This window comes from Candidatus Sulfuricurvum sp. RIFRC-1, from assembly GCF_000310245.1.
Taxonomy (GTDB): domain Bacteria; phylum Campylobacterota; class Campylobacteria; order Campylobacterales; family Sulfurimonadaceae; genus Sulfuricurvum.
The window spans coordinates 1,355,374-1,379,338 of the sequence record NC_020505.1 but is presented as its reverse complement, the minus strand read 5'-3'; the positions used below and the strand labels follow the sequence as shown (position 1 = coordinate 1,379,338).

At 42.7% G+C, this 23,965-nt stretch carries 39 protein-coding genes; 25 read left to right on the top strand and 14 right to left on the bottom strand.

Annotation, left to right across the window (positions count from 1 at the left end; genetic code table 11):
* The first annotated feature begins 57 nt into the window (after positions 1 to 57).
* From B649_RS06970 to B649_RS06955, 4 genes are all read left to right on the top strand, one after another.
* Positions 58 to 387: a nitrogen fixation protein NifQ gene (locus B649_RS06970; RefSeq protein ID WP_015653811.1), complete on the top strand. Its 330-nt coding sequence runs from the start codon at positions 58 to 60 to the stop codon at positions 385 to 387.
* Positions 384 to 1,397, top strand: a complete 1,014-nt coding sequence (locus B649_RS06965; RefSeq protein ID WP_015653810.1) for a MoxR family ATPase — start codon at positions 384 to 386, stop codon at positions 1,395 to 1,397. Before B649_RS06970 ends, B649_RS06965 begins: the two co-directional genes overlap by 4 nt.
* Positions 1,398 to 1,464: 67 nt before the next feature.
* Positions 1,465 to 1,695, top strand: a complete 231-nt coding sequence (locus B649_RS06960; protein WP_015653809.1) for a type II toxin-antitoxin system prevent-host-death family antitoxin — start codon at positions 1,465 to 1,467, stop codon at positions 1,693 to 1,695.
* Positions 1,696 to 1,700: 5 nt separating this feature from the next.
* Positions 1,701 to 2,090, top strand: a complete 390-nt coding sequence (locus B649_RS06955) for a type II toxin-antitoxin system VapC family toxin (RefSeq protein WP_015653808.1) — start codon at positions 1,701 to 1,703, stop codon at positions 2,088 to 2,090.
* A gap of 267 nt (positions 2,091 to 2,357) precedes the next feature.
* Here the strand turns inward: B649_RS06955 and B649_RS06950 are convergent, their stop codons facing one another.
* Positions 2,358 to 2,783, bottom strand: coding sequence for a type II toxin-antitoxin system PemK/MazF family toxin (locus tag B649_RS06950; protein WP_015653807.1), 426 nt, complete (start codon positions 2,781 to 2,783; stop codon positions 2,358 to 2,360).
* Between the two features lie 123 nt (positions 2,784 to 2,906).
* Here B649_RS06950 and B649_RS06945 point away from each other — a divergent pair, with 123 nt between their 5' ends.
* Genes B649_RS06945 through B649_RS06930 form a run of 4 tightly spaced genes read left to right on the top strand, consistent with a single transcriptional unit; the run spans position 2,907 to position 5,382 of the window.
* Positions 2,907 to 4,049, top strand: coding sequence for a VWA-like domain-containing protein (locus tag B649_RS06945; RefSeq protein WP_366216286.1), 1,143 nt, complete (start codon positions 2,907 to 2,909; stop codon positions 4,047 to 4,049).
* Positions 4,018 to 4,731, top strand: a complete 714-nt coding sequence (locus B649_RS06940; RefSeq protein ID WP_015653805.1) for a hypothetical protein — start codon at positions 4,018 to 4,020, stop codon at positions 4,729 to 4,731. Before B649_RS06945 ends, B649_RS06940 begins: the two co-directional genes overlap by 32 nt.
* Positions 4,724 to 4,966, top strand: a complete 243-nt coding sequence (locus tag B649_RS06935) for a hypothetical protein (protein WP_015653804.1) — start codon at positions 4,724 to 4,726, stop codon at positions 4,964 to 4,966. Before B649_RS06940 ends, B649_RS06935 begins: the two co-directional genes overlap by 8 nt.
* On the top strand, positions 4,966 to 5,382 hold the full coding sequence (locus B649_RS06930; RefSeq protein WP_015653803.1) for an ArsC/Spx/MgsR family protein: 417 nt from the start codon (positions 4,966 to 4,968) through the stop codon (positions 5,380 to 5,382). The genes B649_RS06935 and B649_RS06930 overlap by 1 nt, the downstream gene beginning before the upstream one ends.
* A 110-nt stretch (positions 5,383 to 5,492) precedes the next feature.
* On the opposite strand, the gene B649_RS06925 is transcribed toward B649_RS06930, so the two are convergent.
* The gene (locus tag B649_RS06925) at positions 5,493 to 6,050 is read right to left on the bottom strand and encodes a hypothetical protein (protein WP_015653802.1); all 558 of its coding nucleotides are present in this window, start codon (positions 6,048 to 6,050) and stop codon (positions 5,493 to 5,495) included.
* A gap of 176 nt (positions 6,051 to 6,226) precedes the next feature.
* On the opposite strand from B649_RS06925, the gene B649_RS06920 reads away from it, so the two are divergent.
* The 3 genes from B649_RS06920 to B649_RS06910 are packed head-to-tail and all read left to right on the top strand — an operon-like array spanning position 6,227 to position 8,706.
* Positions 6,227 to 7,222, top strand: coding sequence for a MoxR family ATPase (locus B649_RS06920; protein WP_015653801.1), 996 nt, complete (start codon positions 6,227 to 6,229; stop codon positions 7,220 to 7,222).
* Positions 7,222 to 8,373, top strand: a complete 1,152-nt coding sequence (locus B649_RS06915; RefSeq protein ID WP_015653800.1) for a VWA-like domain-containing protein — start codon at positions 7,222 to 7,224, stop codon at positions 8,371 to 8,373. Before B649_RS06920 ends, B649_RS06915 begins: the two co-directional genes overlap by 1 nt.
* Before the next feature lie 21 nt (positions 8,374 to 8,394).
* Entirely contained in the window at positions 8,395 to 8,706 is a 312-nt protein-coding gene (locus B649_RS06910; protein ID WP_015653799.1) for a hypothetical protein, read from the top strand.
* Positions 8,707 to 8,824: 118 nt separating this feature from the next.
* Here the strand turns inward: B649_RS06910 and B649_RS06905 are convergent, their stop codons facing one another.
* The 6 genes from B649_RS06905 to B649_RS06880 form a co-directional block, all read right to left on the bottom strand.
* The gene (locus tag B649_RS06905) at positions 8,825 to 9,931 is read right to left on the bottom strand and encodes a hypothetical protein (RefSeq protein WP_015653798.1); all 1,107 of its coding nucleotides are present in this window, start codon (positions 9,929 to 9,931) and stop codon (positions 8,825 to 8,827) included.
* 60 nt (positions 9,932 to 9,991) lie between these two features.
* Positions 9,992 to 10,219, bottom strand: a complete 228-nt coding sequence (locus B649_RS06900) for a hypothetical protein (RefSeq protein WP_015653797.1) — start codon at positions 10,217 to 10,219, stop codon at positions 9,992 to 9,994.
* The gene (locus B649_RS06895; RefSeq protein WP_015653796.1) at positions 10,216 to 10,701 is read right to left on the bottom strand and encodes a hypothetical protein; all 486 of its coding nucleotides are present in this window, start codon (positions 10,699 to 10,701) and stop codon (positions 10,216 to 10,218) included. Before B649_RS06895 ends, B649_RS06900 begins: the two co-directional genes overlap by 4 nt.
* A 99-nt stretch (positions 10,702 to 10,800) precedes the next feature.
* The gene (locus B649_RS06890; RefSeq protein WP_015653795.1) at positions 10,801 to 11,400 is read right to left on the bottom strand and encodes a hypothetical protein; all 600 of its coding nucleotides are present in this window, start codon (positions 11,398 to 11,400) and stop codon (positions 10,801 to 10,803) included.
* Complete coding sequence (locus B649_RS06885) at positions 11,397 to 11,624, bottom strand: hypothetical protein (protein WP_015653794.1); 228 nt, start codon at positions 11,622 to 11,624, stop codon at positions 11,397 to 11,399. Before B649_RS06885 ends, B649_RS06890 begins: the two co-directional genes overlap by 4 nt.
* Positions 11,617 to 12,012 (bottom strand): NifB/NifX family molybdenum-iron cluster-binding protein, encoded by a 396-nt coding sequence (locus B649_RS06880; RefSeq protein ID WP_015653793.1) that lies wholly within the window; start codon positions 12,010 to 12,012, stop codon positions 11,617 to 11,619. Before B649_RS06880 ends, B649_RS06885 begins: the two co-directional genes overlap by 8 nt.
* Before the next feature lie 94 nt (positions 12,013 to 12,106).
* Between B649_RS06880 and B649_RS06875 the strand changes: the two genes are divergently transcribed.
* Together B649_RS06875 and B649_RS06870 are read left to right on the top strand one after the other, a co-directional pair.
* Positions 12,107 to 12,997, top strand: a complete 891-nt coding sequence (locus B649_RS06875; protein WP_015653792.1) for a NifU family protein — start codon at positions 12,107 to 12,109, stop codon at positions 12,995 to 12,997.
* Positions 12,998 to 13,007: 10 nt separating this feature from the next.
* On the top strand, positions 13,008 to 13,451 hold the full coding sequence (locus B649_RS06870) for a TOBE domain-containing protein (protein WP_015653791.1): 444 nt from the start codon (positions 13,008 to 13,010) through the stop codon (positions 13,449 to 13,451).
* A 2-nt stretch (positions 13,452 to 13,453) separates the two neighbouring features.
* Here the strand turns inward: B649_RS06870 and B649_RS06865 are convergent, their stop codons facing one another.
* The 3 genes from B649_RS06865 to B649_RS06855 are packed head-to-tail and all read right to left on the bottom strand — an operon-like array spanning position 13,454 to position 15,207.
* Entirely contained in the window at positions 13,454 to 14,662 is a 1,209-nt protein-coding gene (locus B649_RS06865) for a S41 family peptidase (RefSeq protein ID WP_015653790.1), read from the bottom strand.
* A gap of 2 nt (positions 14,663 to 14,664) precedes the next feature.
* Positions 14,665 to 14,937 carry a hypothetical protein gene (locus B649_RS06860; protein WP_015653789.1) on the bottom strand — a complete coding sequence of 91 codons (273 nt, stop codon included), beginning with the start codon at positions 14,935 to 14,937 and terminating at the stop codon, positions 14,665 to 14,667.
* Positions 14,938 to 14,940: 3 nt separating this feature from the next.
* Positions 14,941 to 15,207, bottom strand: a complete 267-nt coding sequence (locus B649_RS06855; protein ID WP_015653788.1) for a hypothetical protein — start codon at positions 15,205 to 15,207, stop codon at positions 14,941 to 14,943.
* A 148-nt stretch (positions 15,208 to 15,355) separates the two neighbouring features.
* Here B649_RS06855 and B649_RS06850 point away from each other — a divergent pair, with 148 nt between their 5' ends.
* Genes B649_RS06850 through B649_RS06835 form a run of 4 tightly spaced genes read left to right on the top strand, consistent with a single transcriptional unit; the run spans position 15,356 to position 16,861 of the window.
* On the top strand, positions 15,356 to 15,730 hold the full coding sequence (locus B649_RS06850; protein WP_015653787.1) for a 4Fe-4S dicluster domain-containing protein: 375 nt from the start codon (positions 15,356 to 15,358) through the stop codon (positions 15,728 to 15,730).
* Between the two features lie 11 nt (positions 15,731 to 15,741).
* A complete protein-coding gene (locus tag B649_RS06845) occupies positions 15,742 to 16,131 on the top strand; it encodes a NifB/NifX family molybdenum-iron cluster-binding protein (protein ID WP_015653786.1) in 390 nt (129 codons plus the stop codon).
* A complete protein-coding gene (locus B649_RS06840; RefSeq protein ID WP_015653785.1) occupies positions 16,122 to 16,517 on the top strand; it encodes a 4Fe-4S dicluster domain-containing protein in 396 nt (131 codons plus the stop codon). Before B649_RS06845 ends, B649_RS06840 begins: the two co-directional genes overlap by 10 nt.
* Before the next feature lie 2 nt (positions 16,518 to 16,519).
* A complete protein-coding gene (locus B649_RS06835; RefSeq protein WP_015653784.1) occupies positions 16,520 to 16,861 on the top strand; it encodes a hypothetical protein in 342 nt (113 codons plus the stop codon).
* Here B649_RS06835 and B649_RS06830 read toward each other — a convergent pair.
* Together B649_RS06830 and B649_RS06825 are read right to left on the bottom strand one after the other, a co-directional pair.
* The gene (locus tag B649_RS06830; protein ID WP_015653783.1) at positions 16,851 to 17,600 is read right to left on the bottom strand and encodes an arylamine N-acetyltransferase; all 750 of its coding nucleotides are present in this window, start codon (positions 17,598 to 17,600) and stop codon (positions 16,851 to 16,853) included. The two genes, B649_RS06835 and B649_RS06830, sit on opposite strands and share 11 nt — an antisense overlap.
* A 6-nt stretch (positions 17,601 to 17,606) precedes the next feature.
* Positions 17,607 to 18,149, bottom strand: a complete 543-nt coding sequence (locus tag B649_RS06825) for a YbhB/YbcL family Raf kinase inhibitor-like protein (protein ID WP_015653782.1) — start codon at positions 18,147 to 18,149, stop codon at positions 17,607 to 17,609.
* 102 nt (positions 18,150 to 18,251) lie between these two features.
* Here B649_RS06825 and B649_RS06820 point away from each other — a divergent pair, with 102 nt between their 5' ends.
* From B649_RS06820 to B649_RS06785, 8 genes are all read left to right on the top strand, one after another.
* On the top strand, positions 18,252 to 18,797 hold the full coding sequence (locus B649_RS06820) for a hypothetical protein (protein ID WP_015653781.1): 546 nt from the start codon (positions 18,252 to 18,254) through the stop codon (positions 18,795 to 18,797).
* 79 nt (positions 18,798 to 18,876) lie between these two features.
* Positions 18,877 to 19,767 carry a DMT family transporter gene (locus tag B649_RS06815; protein WP_015653780.1) on the top strand — a complete coding sequence of 297 codons (891 nt, stop codon included), beginning with the start codon at positions 18,877 to 18,879 and terminating at the stop codon, positions 19,765 to 19,767.
* Positions 19,764 to 20,177 (top strand): hypothetical protein, encoded by a 414-nt coding sequence (locus tag B649_RS06810; protein WP_015653779.1) that lies wholly within the window; start codon positions 19,764 to 19,766, stop codon positions 20,175 to 20,177. The genes B649_RS06815 and B649_RS06810 overlap by 4 nt, the downstream gene beginning before the upstream one ends.
* Positions 20,178 to 20,270: 93 nt before the next feature.
* Positions 20,271 to 20,867, top strand: coding sequence for a transglutaminase family protein (locus tag B649_RS06805; protein WP_015653778.1), 597 nt, complete (start codon positions 20,271 to 20,273; stop codon positions 20,865 to 20,867).
* The gene (locus B649_RS06800; protein WP_015653777.1) at positions 20,864 to 21,289 is read left to right on the top strand and encodes a DUF3995 domain-containing protein; all 426 of its coding nucleotides are present in this window, start codon (positions 20,864 to 20,866) and stop codon (positions 21,287 to 21,289) included. Before B649_RS06805 ends, B649_RS06800 begins: the two co-directional genes overlap by 4 nt.
* A 151-nt stretch (positions 21,290 to 21,440) precedes the next feature.
* Positions 21,441 to 22,034, top strand: coding sequence for a helix-turn-helix transcriptional regulator (locus B649_RS06795; protein WP_015653776.1), 594 nt, complete (start codon positions 21,441 to 21,443; stop codon positions 22,032 to 22,034).
* A gap of 100 nt (positions 22,035 to 22,134) precedes the next feature.
* Positions 22,135 to 22,581 (top strand): GNAT family N-acetyltransferase, encoded by a 447-nt coding sequence (locus B649_RS06790; RefSeq protein ID WP_015653775.1) that lies wholly within the window; start codon positions 22,135 to 22,137, stop codon positions 22,579 to 22,581.
* Positions 22,582 to 22,595: 14 nt separating this feature from the next.
* Complete coding sequence (locus B649_RS06785; RefSeq protein WP_015653774.1) at positions 22,596 to 23,216, top strand: hypothetical protein; 621 nt, start codon at positions 22,596 to 22,598, stop codon at positions 23,214 to 23,216.
* A 27-nt stretch (positions 23,217 to 23,243) separates the two neighbouring features.
* On the opposite strand, the gene B649_RS06780 is transcribed toward B649_RS06785, so the two are convergent.
* Complete coding sequence (locus tag B649_RS06780) at positions 23,244 to 23,951, bottom strand: pirin family protein (RefSeq protein WP_015653773.1); 708 nt, start codon at positions 23,949 to 23,951, stop codon at positions 23,244 to 23,246.
* Positions 23,952 to 23,965: the final 14 nt, after the last annotated feature.

Genomic DNA, 23,965 nt, shown 5'->3' with positions numbered 1-23,965 from the left:
GATAAACTCTAGACTAAAAATTGCAATTGTTCGTTTATATACTCCAAGGAGAATGTGATGAGCGAGCATGATGTGATGCGTGAGAAAATCGAAAACTATCTGAAAAAATATGCCATTAACGATGAAGCCCGTTATATTATTGCGCCACTGATTGCCAAAAAATCGTTGGAGATGAACCACCTCTACCAAGATTTAGGCTTTAAAAGCCGTGTTCAGATGGGTGCATATATGGCAGAACATTTTCCACGCCTTGCTGAACTTAAGCCCAAAGATAAACTATGGAAAAAATTTCTCTACGATGCGATCGGTATGGTTGCACCCGCGTGTGCAACGTGCAATGATCAAGAACACTGCTTTACGTGTCTGATTGCGGAGGCGAGTGCGTGAAGACACCATCGATTACGACCACGGAACTCTATACCCATCTCGATACGCTCATCGGTGCCGATATCCCCGTATTTATCCACGGGTCACCGGGGATTGGGAAATCGTATATTGTCGCCGAAGTGGCGAAAAAACATGCTCTGGAACTGGTCGATGTCCGTCTTTCACAAATGGACCCCGTCGATTTGCGCGGTGTTCCGGCAATTCGTGATGAGCAGACGGTATGGATGCCGCCTATCTTTTTTCCGCGCGATCGTGACTCAAGCGGTATACTATTTCTTGATGAACTTAACTCCGCTCCTCCCTCTGTGCAGGCGGCGATCTATCAGCTCGTCCTCAACCGTAAAATGGGAGAGTATGAACTCCCTCTCGGATGGCGGATCATCTGCGCCGGGAACCGCATATCCGATCGTGGGGTGGTGTTTCGTCTCCCTACACCGCTGGCGAATCGGATGGTACATCTGAGTGTCGAGGCGCGGTTTGAGGATTTTAAACTCTTCGCCATTCGAGAAGGGTTACATTCGTTTGTCATTGGATTTTTGAGCTTTCGTCCTGATCTGCTGACCTCTGAGCCGGTGAGTGAAGATGACAGCAACCCCGCTTTTGCAACACCGCGCAGTTATCATATGCTCTCAAATGTGTTAAAGACGTCTAGTGATACTTCCCGTATCGCTCCCATCATTTACGGGTTGATCGGATACGGGGCGGGAATAGAGTTCCTCTCCTATGTCAAAGTGTATGAAAAGCTCCCCGATGTTCAGGCTATCTATAGGGGTGAATACCCCACTATCGATAAAAGCGAACCGGCACTGTTGTACGCACTCGTGTCGGCGATGGTGGAGCTTTACCGTGGAGGCGAGGAAGCATCGAAGCATCTGTTTGGTTTCGCGCAAATTTTGCCAACCGAGTTTGGGGTGATGCTCATCAAAGACGCTATCGTCAAAGATGTTTCTATCGCGGAGTGTGCGGAGTTTGATGAGTGGATCAATAAATATGGGGATTATATTCTTTAGATTTCCCTCTTAATGAGAAATAAAGATTAATAGTTTATACTTCAAGTATAAAGTTAAAGGATCTGTAATGACGGTAACTGCCAAAGACCTCCGTTTTAATGTCTCATTTTTATTTGATGTCCTCAGCAAGGGTGAGGATGTAACGATCACCCATCGCGGAAAAGCCAAAGCCAAACTCATCTCCTATGATGACTCTACGCAAACACCCAAAGATGATGCGATGTTCGGGATGTGGAGCGACAGAGACGATGATGTCGATACGATGGTGCGAAATATGCGCAAACGCAGAGCGTTTTAACCCTTATGGCGTATGATGTTTTAGTGGACAGTGATGTTCTGATATGGTATCTCAGAGGCAACGAAAACGCCAAAAAGCTGATCCACTCACTGGGAGATTTTTGTATCTCCGGCGTGACCCATATCGAACTGGTGCAGGGGATGCGCAACAAAGAGGAGTTGAGACGTTTTCAGCAGACACTGCGACAATGGAATACCAAAACGATCTACATGAGTGAAGAGATCTCTGCCAAAGCGCTTTTTTACGTCGAAGAGTATTTTTTGAGCCACAGTATGGAACTTGCAGATGCCCTTATCGCTTCGACAGCTACGACGTATGGGATGAAGCTCATCACGGCGAATGACAAACATTATCGTATCGTCAAAGAGCTGGAGATAGAGGTTTTTAGAGCGTAACAGTGATTTGAAGGAATACTGGTTGTCGCTTGACACCGTGAACATGTCGTGTTGATTTTGATAGAGAGTATCCCTCGGTACTGAGGGATTGGTTTAATCCTTCTTTAATATTTATAGAATATCATAAGAGTTAATTTCCTTCGGGACTGCCCCTTTGGTTTCCAAAAGGGAAAAAATATCTCTCAAAAATCAAGCGATTTCTTTTAATACTTCTTTAACATTATTTGCCTATAATTTTCTCTGTAATTCGCCTTCGGGCAGCTCCGCTTATTTCATAGGCGGAATAAATAGATTTCGTGCTTTCTCTACCACTTTTTGAAAATCTTCTTTGTTTAACATTCCGATTCTCGTCATAAGTCTTTTTTTATCGAATGTTTTTAGCTGTAAAATCATCGCCGTACTGGAAACTTTTCCTTTTTTAGTATCGTACTCAAATGTATGAAAATAATCGTTATCTTTTACGGTTGAAGTAAGTGGTATTCCGATAAAAATATGAGCGGTCAGTTTGCGGATAATCAAAATGGGACGCTGAAATTCATTGCCTTTACCAAATTCTTCAGCTCCGATGTTTTGCCCGATTCTCGCCCAAAAAATTTCCCGTTTTTTAAACCCCACATTGTTTTCTTTGTAGTGGCTTTTTTTCTTAGTGCTATTCCAATCATCAAATTGTTTTTCGGCTATAGTATGACTCATTTTTATACCTTATTACTTCGTGTTAGTTTAAGTAGTTTTATTTTAGCAAAAACCACATTTATATGTTGCATTTTATGACCCATAGCACAAAAGTTGCAATCATAATCGAAACGATACAAGGATATTCCCATCAAAAGCCGTCTCGAAAAAATACGGGTTCAGTTCCTTTTCGATCACCCTTTTTTAAGTGTCCTAGCCCTCTCGATCCCCCATAAATACCAGAACAATCCTCATGTGCTTTTCGAGACCGATGGGGTGAGTATCCGTGTTGATGAGAGCAAAACGATGGGGTATGATGATGGACAGTTGAAATATCTCTATGCCCATGTACTGCTCCATATCCTCCTCAAACACCCCTTTCGTATGCTTGGGCGTGATAAGCCGACGTGGAATCGCAGTTGTGATATCGTTATCGGGCTTTTGCTGAGTGATTTTCAGCGTGTTGGATCAGCAGATGAAGAGGCGATGGTGATCGAGTCGTTTCGCGACAAAAGTGTAGAGGAGGTCTACCATGCACTCTACCGTGAGAGCGATGAGGGAGAAGGGCAACAATCTGAAGATAACCCCACACAGCAGAAGATGGATATCATTGAACACGAGGGTGATACGAAGGTAGCCGAAGAGGAACTGGATGCGTTGATTATCCAAGCGATGGGGGCGGCGCGGAAGCAGGGGAATATCCCCGCATCACTGCTGGAGATGTTCGATGAGATTACCAAACCCACTATCGATTTGCACACGTTGTTACATGCCTATATGTCGGAGAGTTTTTTCGATAAAGAGTCCGATTTCTCCCACCCCAACCGCCGTTTTATTCATCAAGGGCTATATCTCCCCGGATATCGCTATGATCGCAATCGTTTGAGCTTTTTTATCTTTCTGGATCGCTCGATGAGCATCACATCGGATGTATTCGCCCGTTTTTTAGGGATTATCGACTCCATCGTTCGCATGAGTCACGATTTCGAGGTGAGTGTGATTCCCTTCGATGAACGGGTGTATATCGAAGAGAAGATAAGCTACGACGCGCAAGGCATATTACCTAATATCAGTTTTGCCAAAGGGAACGGAGGGACGCAATTTGATCCGGTACTGGAGTATCTAAACACTCACGCAGGGGAGAAAAATCTTGCTGTGATTCTCAGTGATGGGTATTTTATGGTGGAGAAAGCTCCCGCGATGCAGACACTGTTTTTACTCAGCGAGAAGAAAAATTTGAAAAGGTTTGAGCGTTATGGAGACGTCGTCTACTTTGACTTACCGTGAGCATATTGAATTGCTCAAAGACGATTTGGATTTCGAGGAACAGGGTGATGCCATTTACTTGTACCATGAAGACGATGAAGCCCGATTGCTGTGGGCGTTTCATCGTCCCAGCGGCTCGCATCCGGTCCAAGTGAGTGACCCGAACACCGATGTGGCGATTATGGCGTTTAACCACTCCCGTCTGGGGGCATTGGAGCGATTCACTCGGCTTAATCCATCGGTTATCGGTGACCCTGAATTGCGTCGCCATATCCGCAACCGTAGCCGTATGCTTTTTCGGGCACTTGTCGATAATGATTTTAGCGAACTGCTGGAGGTATTGAACCTTTTTCCGCTCTTTACAGATCAAGCCTGCGATCAGATGATCAACGGCCGTATTTGGAATGAGAACTATGCAACAGCTTTGAGGGCATCGAAGTTTTTAGAACTCTCAGGGGAGCATATCAATGAGAAATTGGTACAAGGGGTACTGCGACGGCTCAAACCGCTCAAAACCTACACTTTTGATGAAGCAAAGGCTCTATTGTCGGAGCTGAATGATCAAGTACAAAAATTGCATGAAGTGATTAAACAGCATTACAGTGATGAGTTCCAAAAGTGGATTGCTCGTGAGAAACTCCATCCGCTCCAGGCCATTGTTTTGCAAAAACAAATAACCCACCTAAAGGAATCCCATGACTGAGATAAAACTCAAAGTGATGAAAACCATCTTTAATCTCAGTGATGAGTGGGAATACAATATTTACGAATCGGATGATATAGCCGAATATGCCCAAATGGACAAAACCGAGGTTAAAAATATTATGTCAGAGCTTTACGATGAAGGGTATTTGGGTGAGTGCATGAGTATCGGGGATGACGGGTATGAGACCTATTATCTTAACCGTCGCGGACGTGCGGTAATCGGGATAGAATAATGGTAAAGTTAGTTGTCTTTTATGAAAAACCTTTTTGTGCCGCCAATGCCAAGCAAAAGCAGATTCTACGTTCAAGCGGCTGTACACTGATCGAGCGTAATCTCCTTGAACACGGTTTGGATGCTGATGCTCTACGCAGCTTTATGGGGGATAAAAAGGTAGTTGATTGGTTTAATCCTGCCGCTCCCGCGATCAAAAACGGTGAAATTATGCCGAGTGAGCTGGATGAAGCTGAAGCGATGGGACTGTTGATGTCCAACCCGATTCTAATCCGTCGTCCGTTAATGGTGATCGGGAGCGAAAAGCTATGCGGCTTTGATGAGAAAAAAGTCTCTGAAATACTTGATCGTTATGTCGAAGCAATGCCGAAGATCAACTGTATGGAAAAAGGGTGTTTGGAAAAGAGGGCGGAGTAAAATCATTTTGTCATCCCGTACTTGATACGGGATCCAGTTTACTAAGAAGTAGATTCCGTGTCGTAGCACGGAATGACTAGTACCCGCTTAGGCGGGCATTACAAAGCAGTTTACACTGCCCCGAATGAAGCTTTTCCACCGCGTTGTAACGCTTTGATCTCTTCATAGGTTTTGTCGCTAAGACGAAGATTACTGCGTGAAACTTCTTTTGCAACTGCATCGATTTTCTCTTTGTCAGACATCTTTTTCAAGTCACCTTTTGAAAGATCGCCGAGTTCGAGCAAGTCATTCCATACAGAGCTTTCATCCAATGCAAACGTATTGAATGTAATTCCCTCATAAACAAATGACCCTTTTCCGATAATGTCAGAGACGAAAAGGAGATATTTTCCTTCAGGAGTCAAATACTCTTTGTATTTTGCAACAAAACTTTCGAAAAGATCCAAAGATTGAAGCTCAAGCGCCATAAAATCGATTGTATCGCTGTTGGTTGCAAGGATAACTTGTTTAACGATATCTTTTGGAGGCAGGCTTTTATCCGCAGTGATAACTTTACCTTCGGTTACGATGAGACATCCGCGATACGCGTATTTGTATGCATCAGTGGCGGCATTGTAAACGATCATCCATTCGAGTTTGTTTTCGCTGATATAGCTTTGGATAGACATGTGGGGTTCCTTCAAGATTGTAATAAAACACTCAATACAATTTCTGTTCTATCTTTTTCGCATAATAATTGCATCACAGTAATAAAACATCGTCATTCTCAACTCGATTGGGAATCCAGCACTTTTTTTAAGATGGATCTCATATCAAGTACGGGATGATGGGAATAAGGAAAACCATGAATCCCCAAAGTGCCAAACGATCCCTCGCTCATTTGTGCGAACGTAAAGTTCCCGTCTTTTTATGGGGACCTCCGGGGATTGGGAAATCCTCTATCGTCGCTCAGATAGCCAATGAAGCGGGGATAGGGTTTATCGATTTGCGTTTGTCGCTTCTCGATCCGACCGATCTTCGGGGTATTCCGTTTTTTAACTCCAAAAACGACACGGCGATCTGGGCACCTCCGGCATTTTTACCTGATGGCTCGCAAGAGCGGGGGATTTTGTTTTTGGATGAGTTAAATACCGCAGCACCGATGGTTCAGGCTTCTGCATATCAGTTAATATTAGATCGTAAAATCGGTGAATATCGTCTCCCGGATGGTTGGGCGATTGTGGCGGCGGGGAACCGTGAGAGCGACCGTGGTGTCGTGTTTCGGATGGCGGCACCGCTGGCGAATCGTTTTGTTCATTTGGAGATGGAAGCCAATGTCGAGGATTGGCGTAACTGGGCGATAGGGGCGGGGATCGAGCCCTCCATCATCGCCTATATCTCCCAGCGCCCTGACGCGTTGTTCGTCTTTAATGCAGAGAGCAGATCGTTTGCAACACCTCGTACATGGCAGTATGTTCATGATATTATGGCTTCCAACCCCGAAGAGGATTTGGTGATGGCGATGGTGAGCGGTGCTATCGGAGAGGAGTTGGCGGCATCGTATCTGGGGTTTCGTCTCGTTGCCTCACAGCTTCCAGATTTAGATGCGATTATGCTAGGCGAATGCACCGATGTACCGAGTGACCCCTCCGCCTTGCATATCCTTTGTACCGCTTTATCCATGAGAGTTGATGATTACACGAGCAGTAAAAAACTGAACCATCTCATTACTTATTCGCTGAAACTCCCCGGTGAGTTTGCGGTGATGATTATTCAAGACCTCCGTGCACGGAAAATCGAACTTGATCATGTCGAGAGTTGGCCGTTGTGGATGAAACAGTTCAACACACTGCTACGATAATGTCGCACGAACAACTGCTCCTGCGTGCTAAGAGTTTATTGACCGTCAAATATCCCTATTTCGGGATGCTCTCTTCACGGCTAAACTTCGAGCCTAACGATGATGTCTCAGGATATGCCAGTAACGGAAAGCGGTTTATCTACAACGTAGAGTTTTTAGAGCGTCGAAGTGTTGAGGAGGTGATGTTTATCCTCACCAATGCCGTCATGCACCATGTCCTCTCCCATCAGCAGCGCAAACTGAACCGCAGAGGGAGGCTTTGGCAGTTAGCGACCGACTATGCGATCAACAATCTCCTCTCCAAAAGCGGTCTGCATATCCCGATAGGGGCAAACTACAACAAAGAGTATGAGGGGATGTATGCCGAAGAGATATACGATGCGCTTAAAAGTGATCTAAATCTCGGAGAGGGGGATGCGTTTGGGGAGAGTGGAGATAGTGCGCCACAAAACGCTATGATGGAACAAGAGGGGGATGATTCCCAAGGTTTTACTAACATCGACGGTATCGCCGATGAACTCGATACGTCGGATGAGTTGCAATGGCAATACGCCGCCTCGATTGCTCAGGAGGTAGCTCAGCGTAAGGGGGCTATGCCCTTAGGGTTGGAGCGATTAGGGAAAAAAGTAAAACCAGCCGATGTCGATTGGCGGTTTGAACTCTACAACGCCGTAAATCGACACATGCGTAATAACTACGCCTTTATGCCTCCGAATAAAAAGCATATCCATCGGGGGATTGCTCTCCCCTCGCTCACCAGTGATACGTTGAGTTTGTGTGTGGCGATCGATACGAGCGGTTCCATCGACGATCAGCTTTTGGGGGCATTTATGGAGGAGTTTAAAACCATCATGCAAAACTTCCCCTCCGTCAAAATCGAACTCATCATCGCCGATGCCAAAGTCCACGCTCACCATACGTTCCAAGGGGGCGAGCGTATGGACTTTCGCCTCAAAGGTGGAGGGGGAACCGATTACCGCCCGACGTTCGATTATGTCGAAGCGAATCTTCCGATGACGACCATGTTGTTGTATTTTACCGATGGTGAGGGGTCTTATCCTCGTATCCCGCCGAATTATGAGGTGTTGTGGGCATTGTCAAGAAAAGCGAAAGTGCCGTTTGGGAGAGCTTTGGTGATATTTGAGAGCTAAAGGAACGGTATAATTGCATTCATGAAACAAAAACTATTCAATAAAGCTCGCCAATTCGCCCACCATCCGAAAACTGCACAAGCTCTAAAATCGATGAAACCCGAAAAATCGGTATGGGGATTTTTGGGGATTGTCCTCTTTTTGATTATTCCTGAAATTATCGCATTTATCTACGGAGCCCCAATCACCGCGTATGCTAAAGAAGCACTCTCCCATTCACCTGCATGGTATGAAAAATACTATTTTGATTTTTTAGTCATGATGTTCGGAGAGGGGGGGAGCTGGTTCAACCTCGCCATCGCTACGGCGTTGTTGATTTGGTTCTTTTTTTAATTTGATATTACACACTAAAACGAACTTGTCCGTTTTAGTGGCAGGGACAAATGTCCCTACCCCTGAAGTTACCCGTATCTTTCGGATACGGGAGAAAGATACTGAAGTGCTTGTCTATTTATATAATCTGCTCACTGCTATGATCTTGGATTTTCTCAATATCTTCAAACGAATCTTTAGTTGTATCGGCGGGGAGAAGCTTTTTCCACTCACGAAAAGCTTTCATATAATCGACACTCCCCGAACTCTTTGGATCAAGGGTGAATTTTGGGGCATTGAAATGTTCCAATGAGGTAGTATTCTCGATACCGAGGGTAAAGCGATCGGTTTTATCGGATGCATTGATCAGTGATTGTACATAAACGATATGTCCGTCTGAATCGATGCCGAAATTAAAATCGAGGTGTAAGTTCAACTCTTCGATGAGCGGTTCAAGTTGTTTTGGATCGCTGATAAACATATAGGAGCCGTACATCTCTTTGGTAATCATCGATTCAGAGTACATTTTTTGGATCATAGAATCGAGAACGGTTAAGAGCATCGTAACGGATTGATTTCGATCGAGTGAGAGGTGTACTTTTTTCGTACTCCCACTGTTTTTTTCTAAAATACTGAGCGGTTGATAACTAAAATGTGATCCGTTTATGTCGCTAAATGCTTTGATCGTCCCCTCTTTAATCGCAGCGTTGATACTGTGGATCTTCTTTTCATCGAATTGTTTCATACTCTCTTCACCGATGAGGGTACTAATGAGGGTATCATTAAGATCAAATCGTATCAATTTCCCCTCATCTTCTCCCTTCATCGGGAAGATGGTGTTGAGAAATGTTTTTCCCATATAGAGTGTTTTGGTGGAATAATCGAACAAAAATGGGAATTTCATCGAGATTTCTACATTATCCCGATTATAATGCATATCATAAGTGGCTTCGGATCGGATAGTATCGCGATAATCAATCGCTCCGTTAATCCCAAATGAAAATCCACGGATGACATCGATCCCTTTTTGCAAATAAAGAGAGGTGAGTGCTGTTGTATTGGTTTCATCTTCGGGAAAAGAGAGTTTCGTAATTCGTGTTGTGGAGATATAGTTATATCCGGTGGTATCAAAAGTTTTTGACATCGCATTTTTGAGAGATTCGTGGGGAGTAGCTGTCGTACATCCTCCCATCATGAGAACAGACATGAGTAATGCACTTGACACCAGAAGACTCTTCAAAAACATAAAACAACTCCTAATAATATACATACTTTTGAATTATAGCATTGATTAGGTGAAATGTATTTACAGATGATCCGAATAGTCGCACGAACTGTCGATGTCGATCATTTCACGAATTGATTTTTTCAAATCCTCTACATAACCGATCAACAATTCGCAATCACATCCGCATTCAGCGGCAATCGCACAAATATCATCGCTTGTGAGGGATGGTTCGCGCAGATGTTTGAACTGATCTGCACTGATATTGATGTGAACGTTACCGGCGGCAGAACAAAGGGTGAGTATCATCCCTCCATACTCGCCAGTGCGTCGTTGATTTGCTCTAATGCCAGTGATTTGGCATTTTCAACCTCTTTGTTATCCCACCAGTATTCGATAATGGCGTGTTCGATTTGCTCGATTTGCTCCATTCGGAGGTTGGCGAATATTTCATACGAGCTCACATCATCGTTACTAATACCTTTTGAAACAGCAAGTTTATTCAATGTCTCGAGGATGCTTTCTTCGAGTGGTTTAGGATTGATTTCTAAGCGCGCATGATCGATCCATGCACGGATCTCCCCTTCGAGGTAATCGTGTCCCCAGACTTGATAACACAAAATTCTATTAGGACTGTAGAGCATTTTTTCATCTTCACCTAAAACATCGCTGGTTTTTACCGCTCCATCATAGAGGTAGACTTCGATACGTTCGTTTTCGCGTAAGGTGCACGCATGCTCAAACGCATTACGGGCATGTTTTAGTACTTCGCTTTTTAGGTTTTCATTCATAATTAACTCCTGCTATTTAAATTTAAACGCACAAGGAATAAAATCCCTTATGCTACGCTAGCCGCTATGGCACTAAAGCTTGCCCTTTCAGGGCAGAATTTACGTCATATAGGGGATATCAAGATTTGAATCCCGATCACTTGCTTCGTAATCGTAGGTCATTACTTCGCGCACGGAAGCAATTTTTTTCTCTAACACGATCCGCTGCAGGGGGTGAAGAGACGACGTATCGATTAAACGTTTAATACTATGACGATAATGCATCGTAACAAGAGGATGCCAACGGTTTTGATTCTCGTTTAGGCGTTCCAAAAACTGTTGTAAGGCATCACGATCATCACTTTCCAAACGTGGCAATTTACGCATCACATTGCGAACAAATTGTTTTGTAAAATAGGGTTCACCTATCTCTAAAAGCTCGGATGCCGCATCGATATCGGCACTGTTTTCGCTGTAACTGTAGGCATAGCGAAAATGTTCACATACCGCTTCAATGTATTTGGGATAGTGCTGCAACACCATCACCAAATGGGTCAAATCCTGATCGATGAGTACCTGAAAGAGAGTAATGGTATTTTTTCCCATACTCGCCCAGTGGGGTTCACCGCTTTTGATACTGTCTTTATCCAAAATTCTCCGGTACTGCTCAATCTCTCCAATATCGGTGAGAAGACGAGCAGAAGAGGAGAAAGTGCTCATGAAGCTCTTGATCTGCCGTTATGGTAATCCCATAACCGTTTATAGTGGCTATCCAACTCAGAGAGGGTTGAATCAACCGTGATCAGCTCATGGGTACGGTTAAAACGGCTTGAGTTTGTTTCATACCAATGTTCCATTTCAAGTTTGAGTGCATTGCGTTTGGCAACCGTTTCAGCGATAAGTGACCGAATTTCTACCATTTCAGATGTGATAATTTCACTCATGTGTACACCCGCATTCGCATGCACCCGCAGCAGTACCAGGATCGAGATAATCCGATGCATTTTCAGGGGTGACTTGGATGAGGCTTTGGGTGAATATTACATCGATTGCTTCGTTGAGCGGCATCGTCTCAGAACCTAGCCAATAAACGCTCATCCCTCCGCGTACCATAACGTGAAACGGTCCATCTCCCAAAAAGCCGTAAACGGCAGAGGTTGCCCCATTTTCCAAAAGATAATTAGCCGTTTGTATACCGTTGCCACACCCTTCATTCGAGATGATAGTGCTTTGTTTTGTGAGCGGATCGACCAACGCAAAAAATTTGGCATTGCCAAACAGTTTTGTGCTCATCGTACCCGGTGAATCAGATTCTACAGGGATTGCTAACATCGCTGCTCCTTTGATGAATTATTAGAGCTTATGCATATTTTGTTCGATCATTTTAGAATGACAATTGCATTCTATCTCATAAAAAGAGCTACATATGGAAGACCTTCGAACTCATTATCATTATTTTAGTAATGAAGAGGGAGACGGTTATGAAATATACAGCTGTGATTTTCCAGAGCTCAAAGGGTATGGCGATACCTATGATGAGGCAATGAGTGATTTACGCAGAAATTTAAAACATCGTGAGGAGAAGAGCATGGAAGCACAACCATTAATGGAGACAGCAATCGCAGCATATGATAAAAAAGATTATATGGTGGCTAAATCGATTTGGGAACCACTTAGTGCTACGAATACGGATGCAATGGTAAATCTGGGAACCATGTATGTTAAAGGGTTTGGGGTAGAGAGAAATATTTCTATAGCCTTTACACTGTTTGAACGTGCAGCAGCATACGGGCATGAGACTGCTTCTTTTTATATGGGTGGAATGTATGAAAATGGGATTGGTGTCACTGCGGATAAAGCAGAAGCTATTCGTTACTACACAATTGCAGCAGAAGCCAACATGCCAACCGCTCAGCTTAAACTCGGGATTTTGCTCCGTGATGAAGATGTTTTAAATTCGATGAGTTGGATGATTCGTGCCGCTCATAGCGGAGAAGCACAAGCCCATGCACTTCTTACGTATGTCAGTAATATGTCAGAAGCGACCGACATAAATGTCGCATTTCGGATGATGGATGAATCCTCACAGCGCGCCAAAGTCGAAATGGTGATCGCTGAAAACCTCGCCCCTACGTTGGCGAGTGACGGTGGTGGAGTGGAACTGGTCAATTATATCGGCGGAGATACTCCTGAAATTTGGCTGCGCTATTTGGGAGCCTGTTCGGGATGCCATCTCGGGCCTACCTCGACGGCGGGGATGATTTTAGAGCAGTTTGAAAAAGTTATTGATAAAAAGATTGTTATTTATCTCTGGTAAGGAGTCTATTATGAACTCATTTTCTGCAACGGTTGAAGAGATTAAAAGTGATGAGTTTTTTAGCTGTATCACCGTTCGGACAAAAGAGACGGTATTAAAGCTTTTAAAAACTGAAGCTCCGAAATGGCTCCGAATCGGCGAAGAGGTCGAGTGTCGTATCCAAGAGGCGGCGATTGCGATTTGTAAGGGAACCAAAGAGGGGAGTGTTTCGATCGAAAACCATCTCTCCGGTGAATTGCAACATTTTCGTAAAGGTATTGTTCTGAGCGAAGTGAGTGTGGATACTCCGTGCGGAAAACTCAACTCTCTGATTACTACCGATGCGTTCGAGCGGATGGAGTTATGCGAGGGGTGTTCCGTCACATTGTTACTCAAAGCCGTCGATATCAAACTGATGCCGGTTTTGGATTCCACTTCTTTTGAACAATGTGCTTCGAAGTTAGCAAATCGGTAAAATTAGCGATTTTTGATTATGGTTGCAATTTTTTCATAAAGTGTTTCATCATCCAAAGAATTGATATCGAGCGAAATATCAGATTTTACGGTTGTGCCCGAAGCGACAGTGCCATCGGGTAAATAAAATTTAGCGACTGGCATTTTAAATGAATATACTTCGTTTATCGGCATAATTACTTTAATTGAACTGACGGTTTCTTGCGAATCACCCACAATAGTTGCATTCTCTTTTTGTAGAATTTTGGTAGCAAGCAATGCTCCAGCACTTGTCGCTTGATTGATAAGGATGACTACAGACTTTGGAATATATTCAGTCTTGTTGTATGTTATATAATCGTCATTCATATCTTTATGACGTGATTTATTCTTGAAAAGTGTTGTGAACGGTTTAACGAAAAGACTTACAGTACCAGATACACTCGTTACTAATCCACCTGTATTATTTCGTAAATCCAATACTATGTTCATATCGGGAGGGAGCTGTTGCAGAATTTTTGTAATATTTTTAGGGGCATCGTTATCAAAGCTTAGAATTTTAATGATAACGATATTATCTTTTATGATGGTATGAGAAACTGTAGGAGCAGTAGGTAGTTCTATGGTTAATGTATAAGAAATATTTTTATCGGTTATGATGGTCATTTTGGAACCTATATCCCCTTTTAACGCATCCCAAGCGTCTTCGATGCACATGTCGTCTGTAGATTTACCATTGATGAATTTGATGATGGTTCCATAGGGGATTTTCAATGTTCTAGCGGATGTTTGTTCTAATGTACCTAAGACTATGATTTCACCGTTTATACGTCTTAGTATGAGTCCCGTTCCACCATGCTTTTGATTTGTCTTGTATGGGGTAATGTCAACAATAGCTGCATCGTATTCTTTTAAGATTGAATTGGAGATTGAATTTTGGATATTTTTATTCATATCAGGACAAGATTGCTCTATACTGTTCCATTTTAGATGCCAATTATCTATGGTATCGCTTTTATTGTGGTCACAGTGGGTTGTATACCAATTGTACATTTTTTTGTTGATTTGAGAAGTTATGACTTTGCTATCGTTTTCCTCGATATAATATTTATCAATCAGTCGTGTCATTTCCAATAAATACGAATTTGATTTTTGGATCGGACGCGAAGCGTTTTGATCGGAAGCAAATAGTGAAATCGAAAAAAGAAGTAGTAGCCCGATAATGTATTTCATAATTACGCCTCCAGCTTTATTTTCCCCGTCGTATAGTTATGGATGAGGGCACTAACGATAGTTTGGTACGGAATACCTACCTCGATGCTTCGGGCTTTGAGCTTCGCGATGTCCGATTCTGAGATACGGATATTGATATTTTTATTTTTCGTAATCGTATTTTTAGCGGCTTGTTTGGCTTTTGCTAATTCTTCTTTGAGATTATCAACACTTTTAAACTCTCCCGCTTCGATGGCATCGAGTAGGGCTGATTCTTCGGCAGTGTATTTTTGCATGACTTATCCTTTGTACTGTTTATGATATTTTCGACTTGGAATGATATTTTTGAGAAAATAGGTCTCATCATTCATGACGAACGGGACATAGTGAATGTAACTATTGATCTCGACAATAAATAATTTTTGATTGGGGTATTTATGGGGAAGATGATGCTCGATAATGTCGAGAACTTTATCTTCTTCAAATGCGGTAATAAAATCTTCAAAACCGATTCCTCTTTGTTTTTTGATTTCACTGTTTTTATCGACATTCCAATCAAAATACATATTTGCCCCTTTTACAAAACAATATCACAATGTCTATTTAATGTCAATAATTATTTACTTTATATCTGAACTTAAAACATTTTCGTTATCCATCCTCTCGCACAAAAATTGCATAGATGATTTTATCAAAACAACTAAGGAGTCTATTATGGCTGTAATGATTACTGATTCTTGTATTAACTGTGATGCCTGTATCGATGAGTGCCCTGTAAGTGCAATCGCAAGTGAGGGAGATTCTCCGCGTGAGGATTGGGAATTTACTTATGTAAAACCGGAAAAATGTATCGAGTGTGTCGGTCATGCTTCAACACCTGCTTGTGCAGCGGCCTGTCCAACAGAGGGATGTATCGTTTGGGATATGCCATATACGGAAGATTACAATGATTATTATGTCAACAGTTCTGAGTATGTGATCAGCACCAGCAAAAAGCGTGGTCTTCTCTCACCGGAAGTTTCTCCGCAAACCTTCCGTGATGACATCACTATTGCAGCTCGCGAAGCGCGTGAAGCGGTAGCGGTTTAAAAGGATATAGGATGCTTATCGCGTTTGCTTCATCGGATGGTGTAACGGTCAATCAGCACTTTGGCTGGTCGAAGAGTTTTGAGCTTTATCGTATCACTGAGGATAACGCAGAGTTTATTAAAACGCTAGACAGTTCCCAAGACGCGATCGAAGACGAACACGAAAAGCTCGCCTATAAAATCAGTACGGTCAAAGAAGCAGACATTATGTACTGCTCTCAAATCGGCCCTACCGCCTCAAAAATGGTATTGGCTTCCAAAATATATCCGATGCGCTCCGGAGAGAACGATCGAATCGATGAGACGATTGTAAAGCTTCAAGAGCTGTTATTAGGCAATCCGCCGCCGTGGTTACAAAGAATAGTACACACCACAAAAGACAAGGAGATAAAATGTCTGTAATTATCGATGATACCTGCATCACGTGTGATGCGTGTTTGCAACAATGTCCGGTCAATGCGATCGTAGATGATATGAACAATCCGACAGGGAACAAACGTTATTACGTGGCTCCTGAGAAGTGTATCGAGTGTGTCGGTGTGTATGATGATCCGCAATGTGCGGCGATTTGCCCTAGTATCGGATGTATCACGTGGGATATGCCCTTTACCAAAGAGTTTGATGCGCATTTCCTAAATGGAGAAATCTACAAACTCGCAGAGAAAAACGGTGTCCCTAAATCTCCGTCATTCCGAGAGAAAAAATACCGTAAAGATATCCCAAATGAGATGCGCGGTGTCGGGCATATCGTTCAAGAAGGTCCGGAAGATCTCGAAGAAGTAGGGTGAGTATGAAACCCATCGAGAAAGTGGCGCACGATCTCGATATCTTTGCACGTGATTGTGCCGTGACCGTTGCTCTGAAAATTACCGACGATTCGTGTAAGATGGATGAGGAACAACGAGCTGTTTTTATGGCTTTGTATGATGCTTTGCCACCTTACATCAGTGCAATCTTTGATGAGGAAGTTTATCTCTTGATCCGTGAGGCGCGTGATACTCCTACCGCAACTCTTTTTACACGTATCAAAAAAGAGCGGGAAATGGCTATGGCGATCATCACCCAAGAAAAAATGAAAACGTTTAAAGCTTCGGTGCGAGGCTCACTCCTCATAGCGGAACTCACACGCTAAGATTATAGTATTCACTCAGCGCTTGTGAATACTCGATACTCTCTTCTTTAATTACCCCGTTTTCAATCACTTTTAACGTATCATCCACCAATATTTTCCGCCCGTTTGGTGTTTGCATCACCGCGAGCTTCTTTTGGGTAAAAATGGTATCGGGATGTGTTGCGTTAAAATAGTTGGCGAGGCTAAATTCGATCCACTCCTGAGGGACAAGGGCAAAGCCGTATTGCGGTGCCCATTCACCATTAACCCACGAACTCAGTACGTATTCACCCTGAATCAACTCCAGACGAAATCGATCACCGTTTTGTTCTACGATTTCTCCATCGGCTACTTTGATCGGCTCACGCAGACCATACCCTCCGAATCCTGTGTCGCAGAGGTAATTTTCTCCCTCGATGGTGACGATGACGACGAGATGAGTTTTGGGACGGCGCGAGGGGTAGAACATGGGACGTGCCCCTGCAAAATAGTACTCAAATCCGATGGCATTGAGCGCCATAGCAAACAAACCGTTGACTTCGTAGCAATAGCCCCCGCGTCCATTCATGATAATTTTTGTAGTGATTTCTTCAGGGATGAGAGAGGGGATACGACCTGCTTGGACTTCGGTATTCTCAAACGGAACCGATTGGAGCTGAGCAGACATCAGTGCCGTGAGGGTTGATAGATCAGGGCGTGTTTGACCGTTGTAGTTGATACGGCGGAGATAGTCGGAGAGGGAGAAGTTGGATGCGGTCATTCTTCTTTATCTCCCGTAATACGATATCAGAGTCGATTTGGCGATCGTGTGCATTCCGAGCATATATCCCACCAATGCGGCAGAAGCTTTATCATCTAAATCGAGATGGTCTACATCGAGAGCATGAACGGTGAACATATAGCGATGAGGTTTGTCCCCTTTTGGCGGGCAGGCTCCTCCGAATCCCGCTTTGCCGAAATCGGTGATGCTTTGGATTGCACTAATCGGTTGCTTTTTCGTAGTATCACCAAAGTTTTCAGGAATCGATGTCACGGATGATGGGATATTAAATACAACCCAATGCCACCAGCCGCTTCCCGTCGGCGCATCGGGGTCATAGACCGTTACCGCAAAACTCTTTGTTCCCTTCGGGGCATCGCTCCAGTGCAGTTCGGGTGAGATATTTTTCCCATCGCATTCAAATCCAGAAAACTCCTGAGTTTTGGTGAGCTGCCCCAGTAAGTTTTCACTTTTTAAGGTGAAGTTATCGGCAAAGAGCGAAGAACCCCCCGCGATTAAAAGAGCCGAAATGATTGATAATAGGCGCATGGTATCCCTTTGGATTGTAATGCTAAATTGTACTACGTTTTTATCACATTAGAGAACGATTTTTGCTTGTTATAAGTACTAAAATCACGTTTGGAGATTATCATGAATGTAGCCTCTGTTCTCAATACGTCGCTCAATTCGTTACCCTGCATACCTAATGATGAGAGTATCGATCAAGATTATGCGGCATTGATTGCACAGTTTTATCCAGCACAAGAGTATAAAACACGCGATGAGATCAATGCCGAAGATAATGAACTGAGCAAGTTTAAAGATGACTTGCGCACCAAAGGTGCCGCTGTTTTTCTCAAAGAACTGGACGAAGAAAAGATCAAAGCCCTTGTCGAAGAGTACCGTGCAAAACTACTGAAAGAAAAAGAGAAAAACCCCGAAATCCCGATGGACATAAACAAAATGGTAAGTGACTTTAAAAAGCAACTCATCGAGGAGATGATGGAGACACAAAAAGCAGAGGAAGAGAAAAAGGGCAAAGAGAGTGAAATGCTCATGAGCTCTGAAATGTTGGAGCAAATGCAGAGTGTTCGCAATGATGAGCAAAAATCGGGGATCGCTGAGATAGGCTTTTTAGAACAGATTCTGAGTGCTTCGAACGACGAAACAAAAGAAAAATCTTTTATTTCTGCATAGTTTTACAGTTCTTAATATAATTTCTAAATTAAAAATTAAATTCACCCACCTCAAAGCCAAAAAGTCGCACAATCACGCCATGAAAAAAGAATCTACAAATATCTATTTAATCGGCATGGTTGTCGCAATGCTCTTTTGGGGGTTTGCGTGGACGGCGGGGAAGGTTGCGGCGGAACACTCCAATGCGGAAGTTGCCGCTTTTTGGCGTTATGCGATCTCTTTTATCAGCATCATCCCTATCATTTGGTATTTAAAAACACCCCTCAAAACAGACCGAAAAGGTTTAATGTACATGGTGATCGCGGGGATATTAACATCGTTGTTTAATTATCTTTTTTTCGCGGGACTTTCCCACGGCGATGCGGGCTACGGAGGGACGATGGTTACGTCTCTTGCCCCGATCATCACCTATATTCTCTCGATCTCATTTTTAGGGACGAAGGTTTCAACCCGTCAAATCGGTGCCCTCTCCATCGGAATTTTAGGTGCTCTAATTTTGCTTCGTGTCCCGTTTGAAGGTTTCGCGTTTTTGAATATCGATAGCGCTTATTTTCTCGGATGTGCGGTTGTGTGGGGATTGGTCACAGTGGTCTCTCAAAAAGCCGCCAAGCGAGCCGATCTGATGTTTTATACGTTGGTCGTTTTCGGTATCACGACGTTTATCAATATGCTCTTTGCCCTGCCGCACCGTCCGTTTGATTTCGGGGCGTACGATGAGGTGTTTTGGTGGACAATCCTTTTTATCGGGGTGATTCCGGGGACGTTTAGCACGGCGCTTTATTTCGTATCAGCGGGGAAAGTAGGGGCGCACCGAACTGGGGTGTTTATGTTTATCGTCCCCGTGGGGGCTATCGTGTCGAGCTGGGTCGTGTACGGTGAAACGTTGGCAATTTCCACACTTTTTGGATGTTTGATGGCATTTATGGCGGTGATACTGTTTAATATGAGAAAAGCGAAAGGAGCTACGTGAGTATTTATGCTTTGCAATCTCCGGCAGGCGGGTTTTTGGATGAGGATTTAAACCATTTTAATAAAATATTTGATGATTGGTGTATACAGTTTGATAATTTTGAGGATGCTATGACCATTGCGAGTACGCTGGATAAAAAAAGATATTCTGAGGTTGTCGAAATAACTCCACTAAGCTATCCTAAGTATTTTTTTCATAATTTACAAGGGATAATACATGCGACACGCGAAGTAGAGGGGAATATTGTCTGCATTGTGGAACCTTTTATGGGATCGAATTTTCGTATTGCGGTTTGTAATTTGGAAACAAAAAAGGTGAGATTAACGGCAACAAAGTATAAAAATACGATGAGCGTCGAAGGTGCATTTGCGAACTTTACGATCAGAGATGAAAAGGATTCTGAAATCTAGATCAAGATCGGGTCATCAAATAGGAGAATTTGCTGGTTTGTATGCTTTCATCTGATAATCTGCTAAAATTGAAGTAAGATGGAGTAAAAAAAGATGAATCAACCTACTAATTTAAATCAATATCTAAAAAATTCTGTTATTATCAACTTCGACCACCCCTCTGTCGCGGCTAAAGCTCGTGAATTAGCTGAAGGGTGCAACAGTGACACTGAAATCGCCAAACGCTGTTTCGAGTTTGTCCGTGATGAGATTCGTCACACGGGTGATGCAGGTGAGGGGATTACTACATGCAGTGCGAGCGAAGTCCTTGAACAGGGGACGGGATGGTGTTATGCCAAAAGTCACATTTTAGCCGCGTTATTACGTGCCAACAATATCCCGACTGCTCTGTGTTATCAACGGCTAAGTTGTTCGGAATACGTTGAGGATATTGATTGCCTACACGGACTTAATGCCGTGTATCTAAAAGATTACGGTTGGTATCGCATCGATGCACGGGGAAATAAAGCGGGGGTAGATGCGCAGTTTACTCCGCCCCATGAGAAACTGGCGTTTGAATTAGGTGAGAATGAATATGATTTACCCGATTTGTATGCCGAGCCGTTGGATGTTGTCGTCGAAGCGCTAAAAACCCGAAAAAATTACGCTGAAATGATTGGGAATTTTCCGGATATTAGAATAATCAAATGACCATTATAACCATTCTATCCATTTTAGCATTGAGCCTGATCGGATTGCTCCATTTTTATTGGGCATTGGGTGGAAAGGTCGGGATGGATATTGCAGTACCGACAAAGGACGGAAATAGATTAATAAATCCCGGCAAGATAGCGACAGTTATCGTGGGAATAGCTTTGTTTGGGTTTGCGATGATCGCATATGTACTCTATTTTTATGATCTCTCTTCATCGTCATATCGTGAGTATTTCATTATCAGCGGGTGGATACTATCGGGAATATTTACCCTCCGAGGTATTGGTGAGTTTAATGCCGTCGGTTTGTTCAAAAAAATAAAATCATCCGAATTTGCATACTATGACACCCGTTTTTATACTCCGTTTGCACTGTCTATGGGGTTGGTTTTTGCATTTTTAGCGTATCGGGTATACTGATCGAACATTATTAGCGTCGCAAGTTTGTTCGAGAGAAAATTATTTTAGCTGCATTTGTTAATTAATTAAATAATAGTAATTAGCTTGCTATTACTGCTTAAAATATATATAATTAACAAAATATTGATAATTGGCAGGAAATATTAAGAAAATGACAATATCCTACAAAATTGATGAGTTACTCAAGCAGAGTAAAAGATCGGTACGAAATGAACGTATTGCAGTGGGTCTAACACAAAAAGAGTTTGCAGATTTTGTCGGTTTGAAATACGCTACATACAGACATTTTGAACAAGAGGGGAAAATCTCATTGGAAAATTTCCTCCTTATTTTAAATAGCCTTAACAAGAGCATTGAGTATACAAAATTTCTTGACGGGTTTGAGTTTGAGAGTGCAAAAGAGAGGGCAAAATCTGAGCAAAATACTCTGCAAAATGCTTTGATAAAACCTATCGTTGCACCGTCTCAAAAACAGATTACATTGGATAAACAAATATTTGGTAATGAACTGTTTTACAGTGTTGAAAATGGTCACGTTTATGAAGTTTCCACCTTAATTTCGATAATGCTCTCAAACTATAACGATGAGCGAATAGTGTTGCTTTTACGTTATTTCGGCGTGGATAGGTTAAAACCCTATATCCTAAAAGAGAAAAATATTGATTTGTTTAAAAAATTCAATAAGCATGTCTCCTATTTGAAGAAAAGAGATTTCACCCTTCGACAAGCTCAGGGCGAACGGTGAGTTTTAAAACGAATCGGCAGTGTGAGAACTATAAAATCCTTTAAAACTTTAATAATTTCACAGTAAAATTTATGAAATATATGTCGATAAGGAAAAAAGGATGATGGAGGACGATAAAAAACAGGAGTTTTTTTTGCCTATTACTTACCAACTAACTACAAATATATCTACCGAAGAATTTATTGACATCCTTGTCCGTTCCAGATTGGGAGAACGCAGACCTGTCGATGATTTGGAATGTATTGAGAGCATGATCGAAAATGCCGACATTATTGTTACGGCAGTTATGGATGATAAAATTGTAGGGGTGGCACGAGCCGTTACAGACTATAGTTATTGCTGTTATTTGTCGGATTTGGCGGTAGATGTGAGCTTTCAATCTCACGGGATTGGAAAAATGCTTATCCGAAAAGTGAGGGAACAGTTAGGAAGCAAATGCAAAGTGATTTTACTCTCTGCTCCTGCGGCAATAGAATATTATCCAAAAATCGGCTTTACGCAACATCCGTCGGCATGGGTAATGGATAGTACAAAAGAAATTGTATAAGAAAAAGAGATTCTATGAACCTAACTAAACTCAAAGAAGCCGAGGCAAGTTTCCTTACATTTTACCCCAAAGGATTCGCAGACGAAGCTCTTCTGCCGATCATTAAACGGCATAATACGGCAAAAATAGGTCAAAGCGTGAGAGAACTGTTTGCACCTGATTGTTTTGTTCATACCGAAGAAATTTGCGAGAGTTTTGCAAAGATCGTCTCCAAATCCTCTTTGATCTCACTTTTTGAAAAACCCAAAGTCAGAGATATGGTGAAACAGATGAGTATGGAGCAGCAAGATATGCTTGCTATTGGACTGTATGAGGTTTTGCACGGGAACAAAGAGAAAGGATTTACCATCCTCGTCGATGTGCTCGGCATCTATAAACTCGCAAAATGGTCTATTGTGACGCTAATTCCGTACTATTACGCGAGGGACAAAGACTTCTTTATCAAGCCGACCACAACAAAGGACATAATCAAGTTTTTTGAGATCAGCGGTATGGAGTATAAACCCCGCCCAACATACGAGTTTTACGAGAGATACACAAAGGTACTCGAAGAGATGAAATCGCAGGTGAGTCCTCTGATCGGAGAGGACAATGCCGGATTTACGGGTTTTTTGATGATGGCGATGAAAAAGTAATCTATTGCTTATCGATTCTAAGCAGATTTAATGCATCGGTACATCAAAAAGCAATACTTTTGACTCACTGAGAGCTAAAAGTGTGTACTCCTCATCATCGGTAATTTGAATCTCATCTCGCTCATCAAGAATCTGATGGTTAATCTCTATTTTCCCTGTGATGACGAGGATCAATCGTCCATGATCTTTTTTGACAGGGGGGATAGATAACATTTTATTTTCATCCACTTCGGCTGAATAGATGGCGGCATCTTGTTTGATTGTGATGGAGTCTTCACGCCCATCTCCGCTGATGAGTGTTACCCATCGATTGGTTTGATCATGATGGTTAAAATCGCGTTGATCGTAGAGCGGGTTTCCCCCATTTTGGTTCGGATGGATCCATATTTGAAACAATGAAACCGGCTCGTCACTTGTGGCATGTTCGGAATGGTATACGCCAGAGCCTGCACTCATATACTGTATCTCTCCTGCTTTTATAATGCCATGATTTCCCTCGGAATCTTTATGCTCAAGAGAACCTTTGGTTACAATTGAGATGATTTCCATATTTTGGTGAGGATGTTTTCCAAATCCCATTCCCGCCTCAATACTATCGTCATTAATAACGCGTAAGGCTCCAAATCCCATACGATTACTATTATGGTATTCGGCAAACGAAAAACTAAATCGGCTATGGAGCCAGCCATGCTCTGCTACGCCCCGCTCAGAAGCACGATGAATTTTAAATGACATGTTGTTCTCCTTTA

What these genes read in the sequence shown, in the direction of transcription:
- B649_RS06795 (WP_015653776.1), top strand. Translation starts at nt 21,441, where the DNA reads ATGACAATATCCTACAAAATTGATGAGTTACTCAAGCAGAGTAAAAGA.
- B649_RS06820 (WP_015653781.1), top strand. Translation starts at nt 18,252, where the DNA reads ATGAATGTAGCCTCTGTTCTCAATACGTCGCTCAATTCGTTACCCTGC.
- B649_RS06900 (WP_015653797.1), bottom strand. Translation starts at nt 10,219, where the DNA reads ATGATACTCACCCTTTGTTCTGCCGCCGGTAACGTTCACATCAATATC.
- B649_RS06940 (WP_015653805.1), top strand. Translation starts at nt 4,018, where the DNA reads ATGGAGACGTCGTCTACTTTGACTTACCGTGAGCATATTGAATTGCTC.
- B649_RS06880 (WP_015653793.1), bottom strand. Translation starts at nt 12,012, where the DNA reads ATGTTAGCAATCCCTGTAGAATCTGATTCACCGGGTACGATGAGCACA.
- B649_RS06910 (WP_015653799.1), top strand. Translation starts at nt 8,395, where the DNA reads ATGAAACAAAAACTATTCAATAAAGCTCGCCAATTCGCCCACCATCCG.
- B649_RS06895 (WP_015653796.1), bottom strand. Translation starts at nt 10,701, where the DNA reads ATGAATGAAAACCTAAAAAGCGAAGTACTAAAACATGCCCGTAATGCG.
- B649_RS06850 (WP_015653787.1), top strand. Translation starts at nt 15,356, where the DNA reads ATGGCTGTAATGATTACTGATTCTTGTATTAACTGTGATGCCTGTATC.
- B649_RS06825 (WP_015653782.1), bottom strand. Translation starts at nt 18,149, where the DNA reads ATGCGCCTATTATCAATCATTTCGGCTCTTTTAATCGCGGGGGGTTCT.
- B649_RS06905 (WP_015653798.1), bottom strand. Translation starts at nt 9,931, where the DNA reads ATGTTTTTGAAGAGTCTTCTGGTGTCAAGTGCATTACTCATGTCTGTT.
- B649_RS06935 (WP_015653804.1), top strand. Translation starts at nt 4,724, where the DNA reads ATGACTGAGATAAAACTCAAAGTGATGAAAACCATCTTTAATCTCAGT.
- B649_RS06890 (WP_015653795.1), bottom strand. Translation starts at nt 11,400, where the DNA reads ATGAGCACTTTCTCCTCTTCTGCTCGTCTTCTCACCGATATTGGAGAG.
- B649_RS06845 (WP_015653786.1), top strand. Translation starts at nt 15,742, where the DNA reads ATGCTTATCGCGTTTGCTTCATCGGATGGTGTAACGGTCAATCAGCAC.
- B649_RS06920 (WP_015653801.1), top strand. Translation starts at nt 6,227, where the DNA reads ATGAATCCCCAAAGTGCCAAACGATCCCTCGCTCATTTGTGCGAACGT.
- B649_RS06925 (WP_015653802.1), bottom strand. Translation starts at nt 6,050, where the DNA reads ATGTCTATCCAAAGCTATATCAGCGAAAACAAACTCGAATGGATGATC.
- B649_RS06915 (WP_015653800.1), top strand. Translation starts at nt 7,222, where the DNA reads ATGTCGCACGAACAACTGCTCCTGCGTGCTAAGAGTTTATTGACCGTC.
- B649_RS06855 (WP_015653788.1), bottom strand. Translation starts at nt 15,207, where the DNA reads ATGTATTTTGATTGGAATGTCGATAAAAACAGTGAAATCAAAAAACAA.
- B649_RS06840 (WP_015653785.1), top strand. Translation starts at nt 16,122, where the DNA reads ATGTCTGTAATTATCGATGATACCTGCATCACGTGTGATGCGTGTTTG.
- B649_RS06835 (WP_015653784.1), top strand. Translation starts at nt 16,520, where the DNA reads ATGAAACCCATCGAGAAAGTGGCGCACGATCTCGATATCTTTGCACGT.
- B649_RS06930 (WP_015653803.1), top strand. Translation starts at nt 4,966, where the DNA reads ATGGTAAAGTTAGTTGTCTTTTATGAAAAACCTTTTTGTGCCGCCAAT.
- B649_RS06800 (WP_015653777.1), top strand. Translation starts at nt 20,864, where the DNA reads ATGACCATTATAACCATTCTATCCATTTTAGCATTGAGCCTGATCGGA.
- B649_RS06960 (WP_015653809.1), top strand. Translation starts at nt 1,465, where the DNA reads ATGACGGTAACTGCCAAAGACCTCCGTTTTAATGTCTCATTTTTATTT.
- B649_RS06950 (WP_015653807.1), bottom strand. Translation starts at nt 2,783, where the DNA reads ATGAGTCATACTATAGCCGAAAAACAATTTGATGATTGGAATAGCACT.
- B649_RS06970 (WP_015653811.1), top strand. Translation starts at nt 58, where the DNA reads ATGAGCGAGCATGATGTGATGCGTGAGAAAATCGAAAACTATCTGAAA.
- B649_RS06815 (WP_015653780.1), top strand. Translation starts at nt 18,877, where the DNA reads ATGAAAAAAGAATCTACAAATATCTATTTAATCGGCATGGTTGTCGCA.
- B649_RS06885 (WP_015653794.1), bottom strand. Translation starts at nt 11,624, where the DNA reads ATGAGTGAAATTATCACATCTGAAATGGTAGAAATTCGGTCACTTATC.
- B649_RS06955 (WP_015653808.1), top strand. Translation starts at nt 1,701, where the DNA reads ATGGCGTATGATGTTTTAGTGGACAGTGATGTTCTGATATGGTATCTC.
- B649_RS06790 (WP_015653775.1), top strand. Translation starts at nt 22,135, where the DNA reads ATGATGGAGGACGATAAAAAACAGGAGTTTTTTTTGCCTATTACTTAC.
- B649_RS06785 (WP_015653774.1), top strand. Translation starts at nt 22,596, where the DNA reads ATGAACCTAACTAAACTCAAAGAAGCCGAGGCAAGTTTCCTTACATTT.
- B649_RS06875 (WP_015653792.1), top strand. Translation starts at nt 12,107, where the DNA reads ATGGAAGACCTTCGAACTCATTATCATTATTTTAGTAATGAAGAGGGA.
- B649_RS06780 (WP_015653773.1), bottom strand. Translation starts at nt 23,951, where the DNA reads ATGTCATTTAAAATTCATCGTGCTTCTGAGCGGGGCGTAGCAGAGCAT.
- B649_RS06870 (WP_015653791.1), top strand. Translation starts at nt 13,008, where the DNA reads ATGAACTCATTTTCTGCAACGGTTGAAGAGATTAAAAGTGATGAGTTT.
- B649_RS06830 (WP_015653783.1), bottom strand. Translation starts at nt 17,600, where the DNA reads ATGACCGCATCCAACTTCTCCCTCTCCGACTATCTCCGCCGTATCAAC.
- B649_RS06805 (WP_015653778.1), top strand. Translation starts at nt 20,271, where the DNA reads ATGAATCAACCTACTAATTTAAATCAATATCTAAAAAATTCTGTTATT.
- B649_RS06860 (WP_015653789.1), bottom strand. Translation starts at nt 14,937, where the DNA reads ATGCAAAAATACACTGCCGAAGAATCAGCCCTACTCGATGCCATCGAA.
- B649_RS06865 (WP_015653790.1), bottom strand. Translation starts at nt 14,662, where the DNA reads ATGAAATACATTATCGGGCTACTACTTCTTTTTTCGATTTCACTATTT.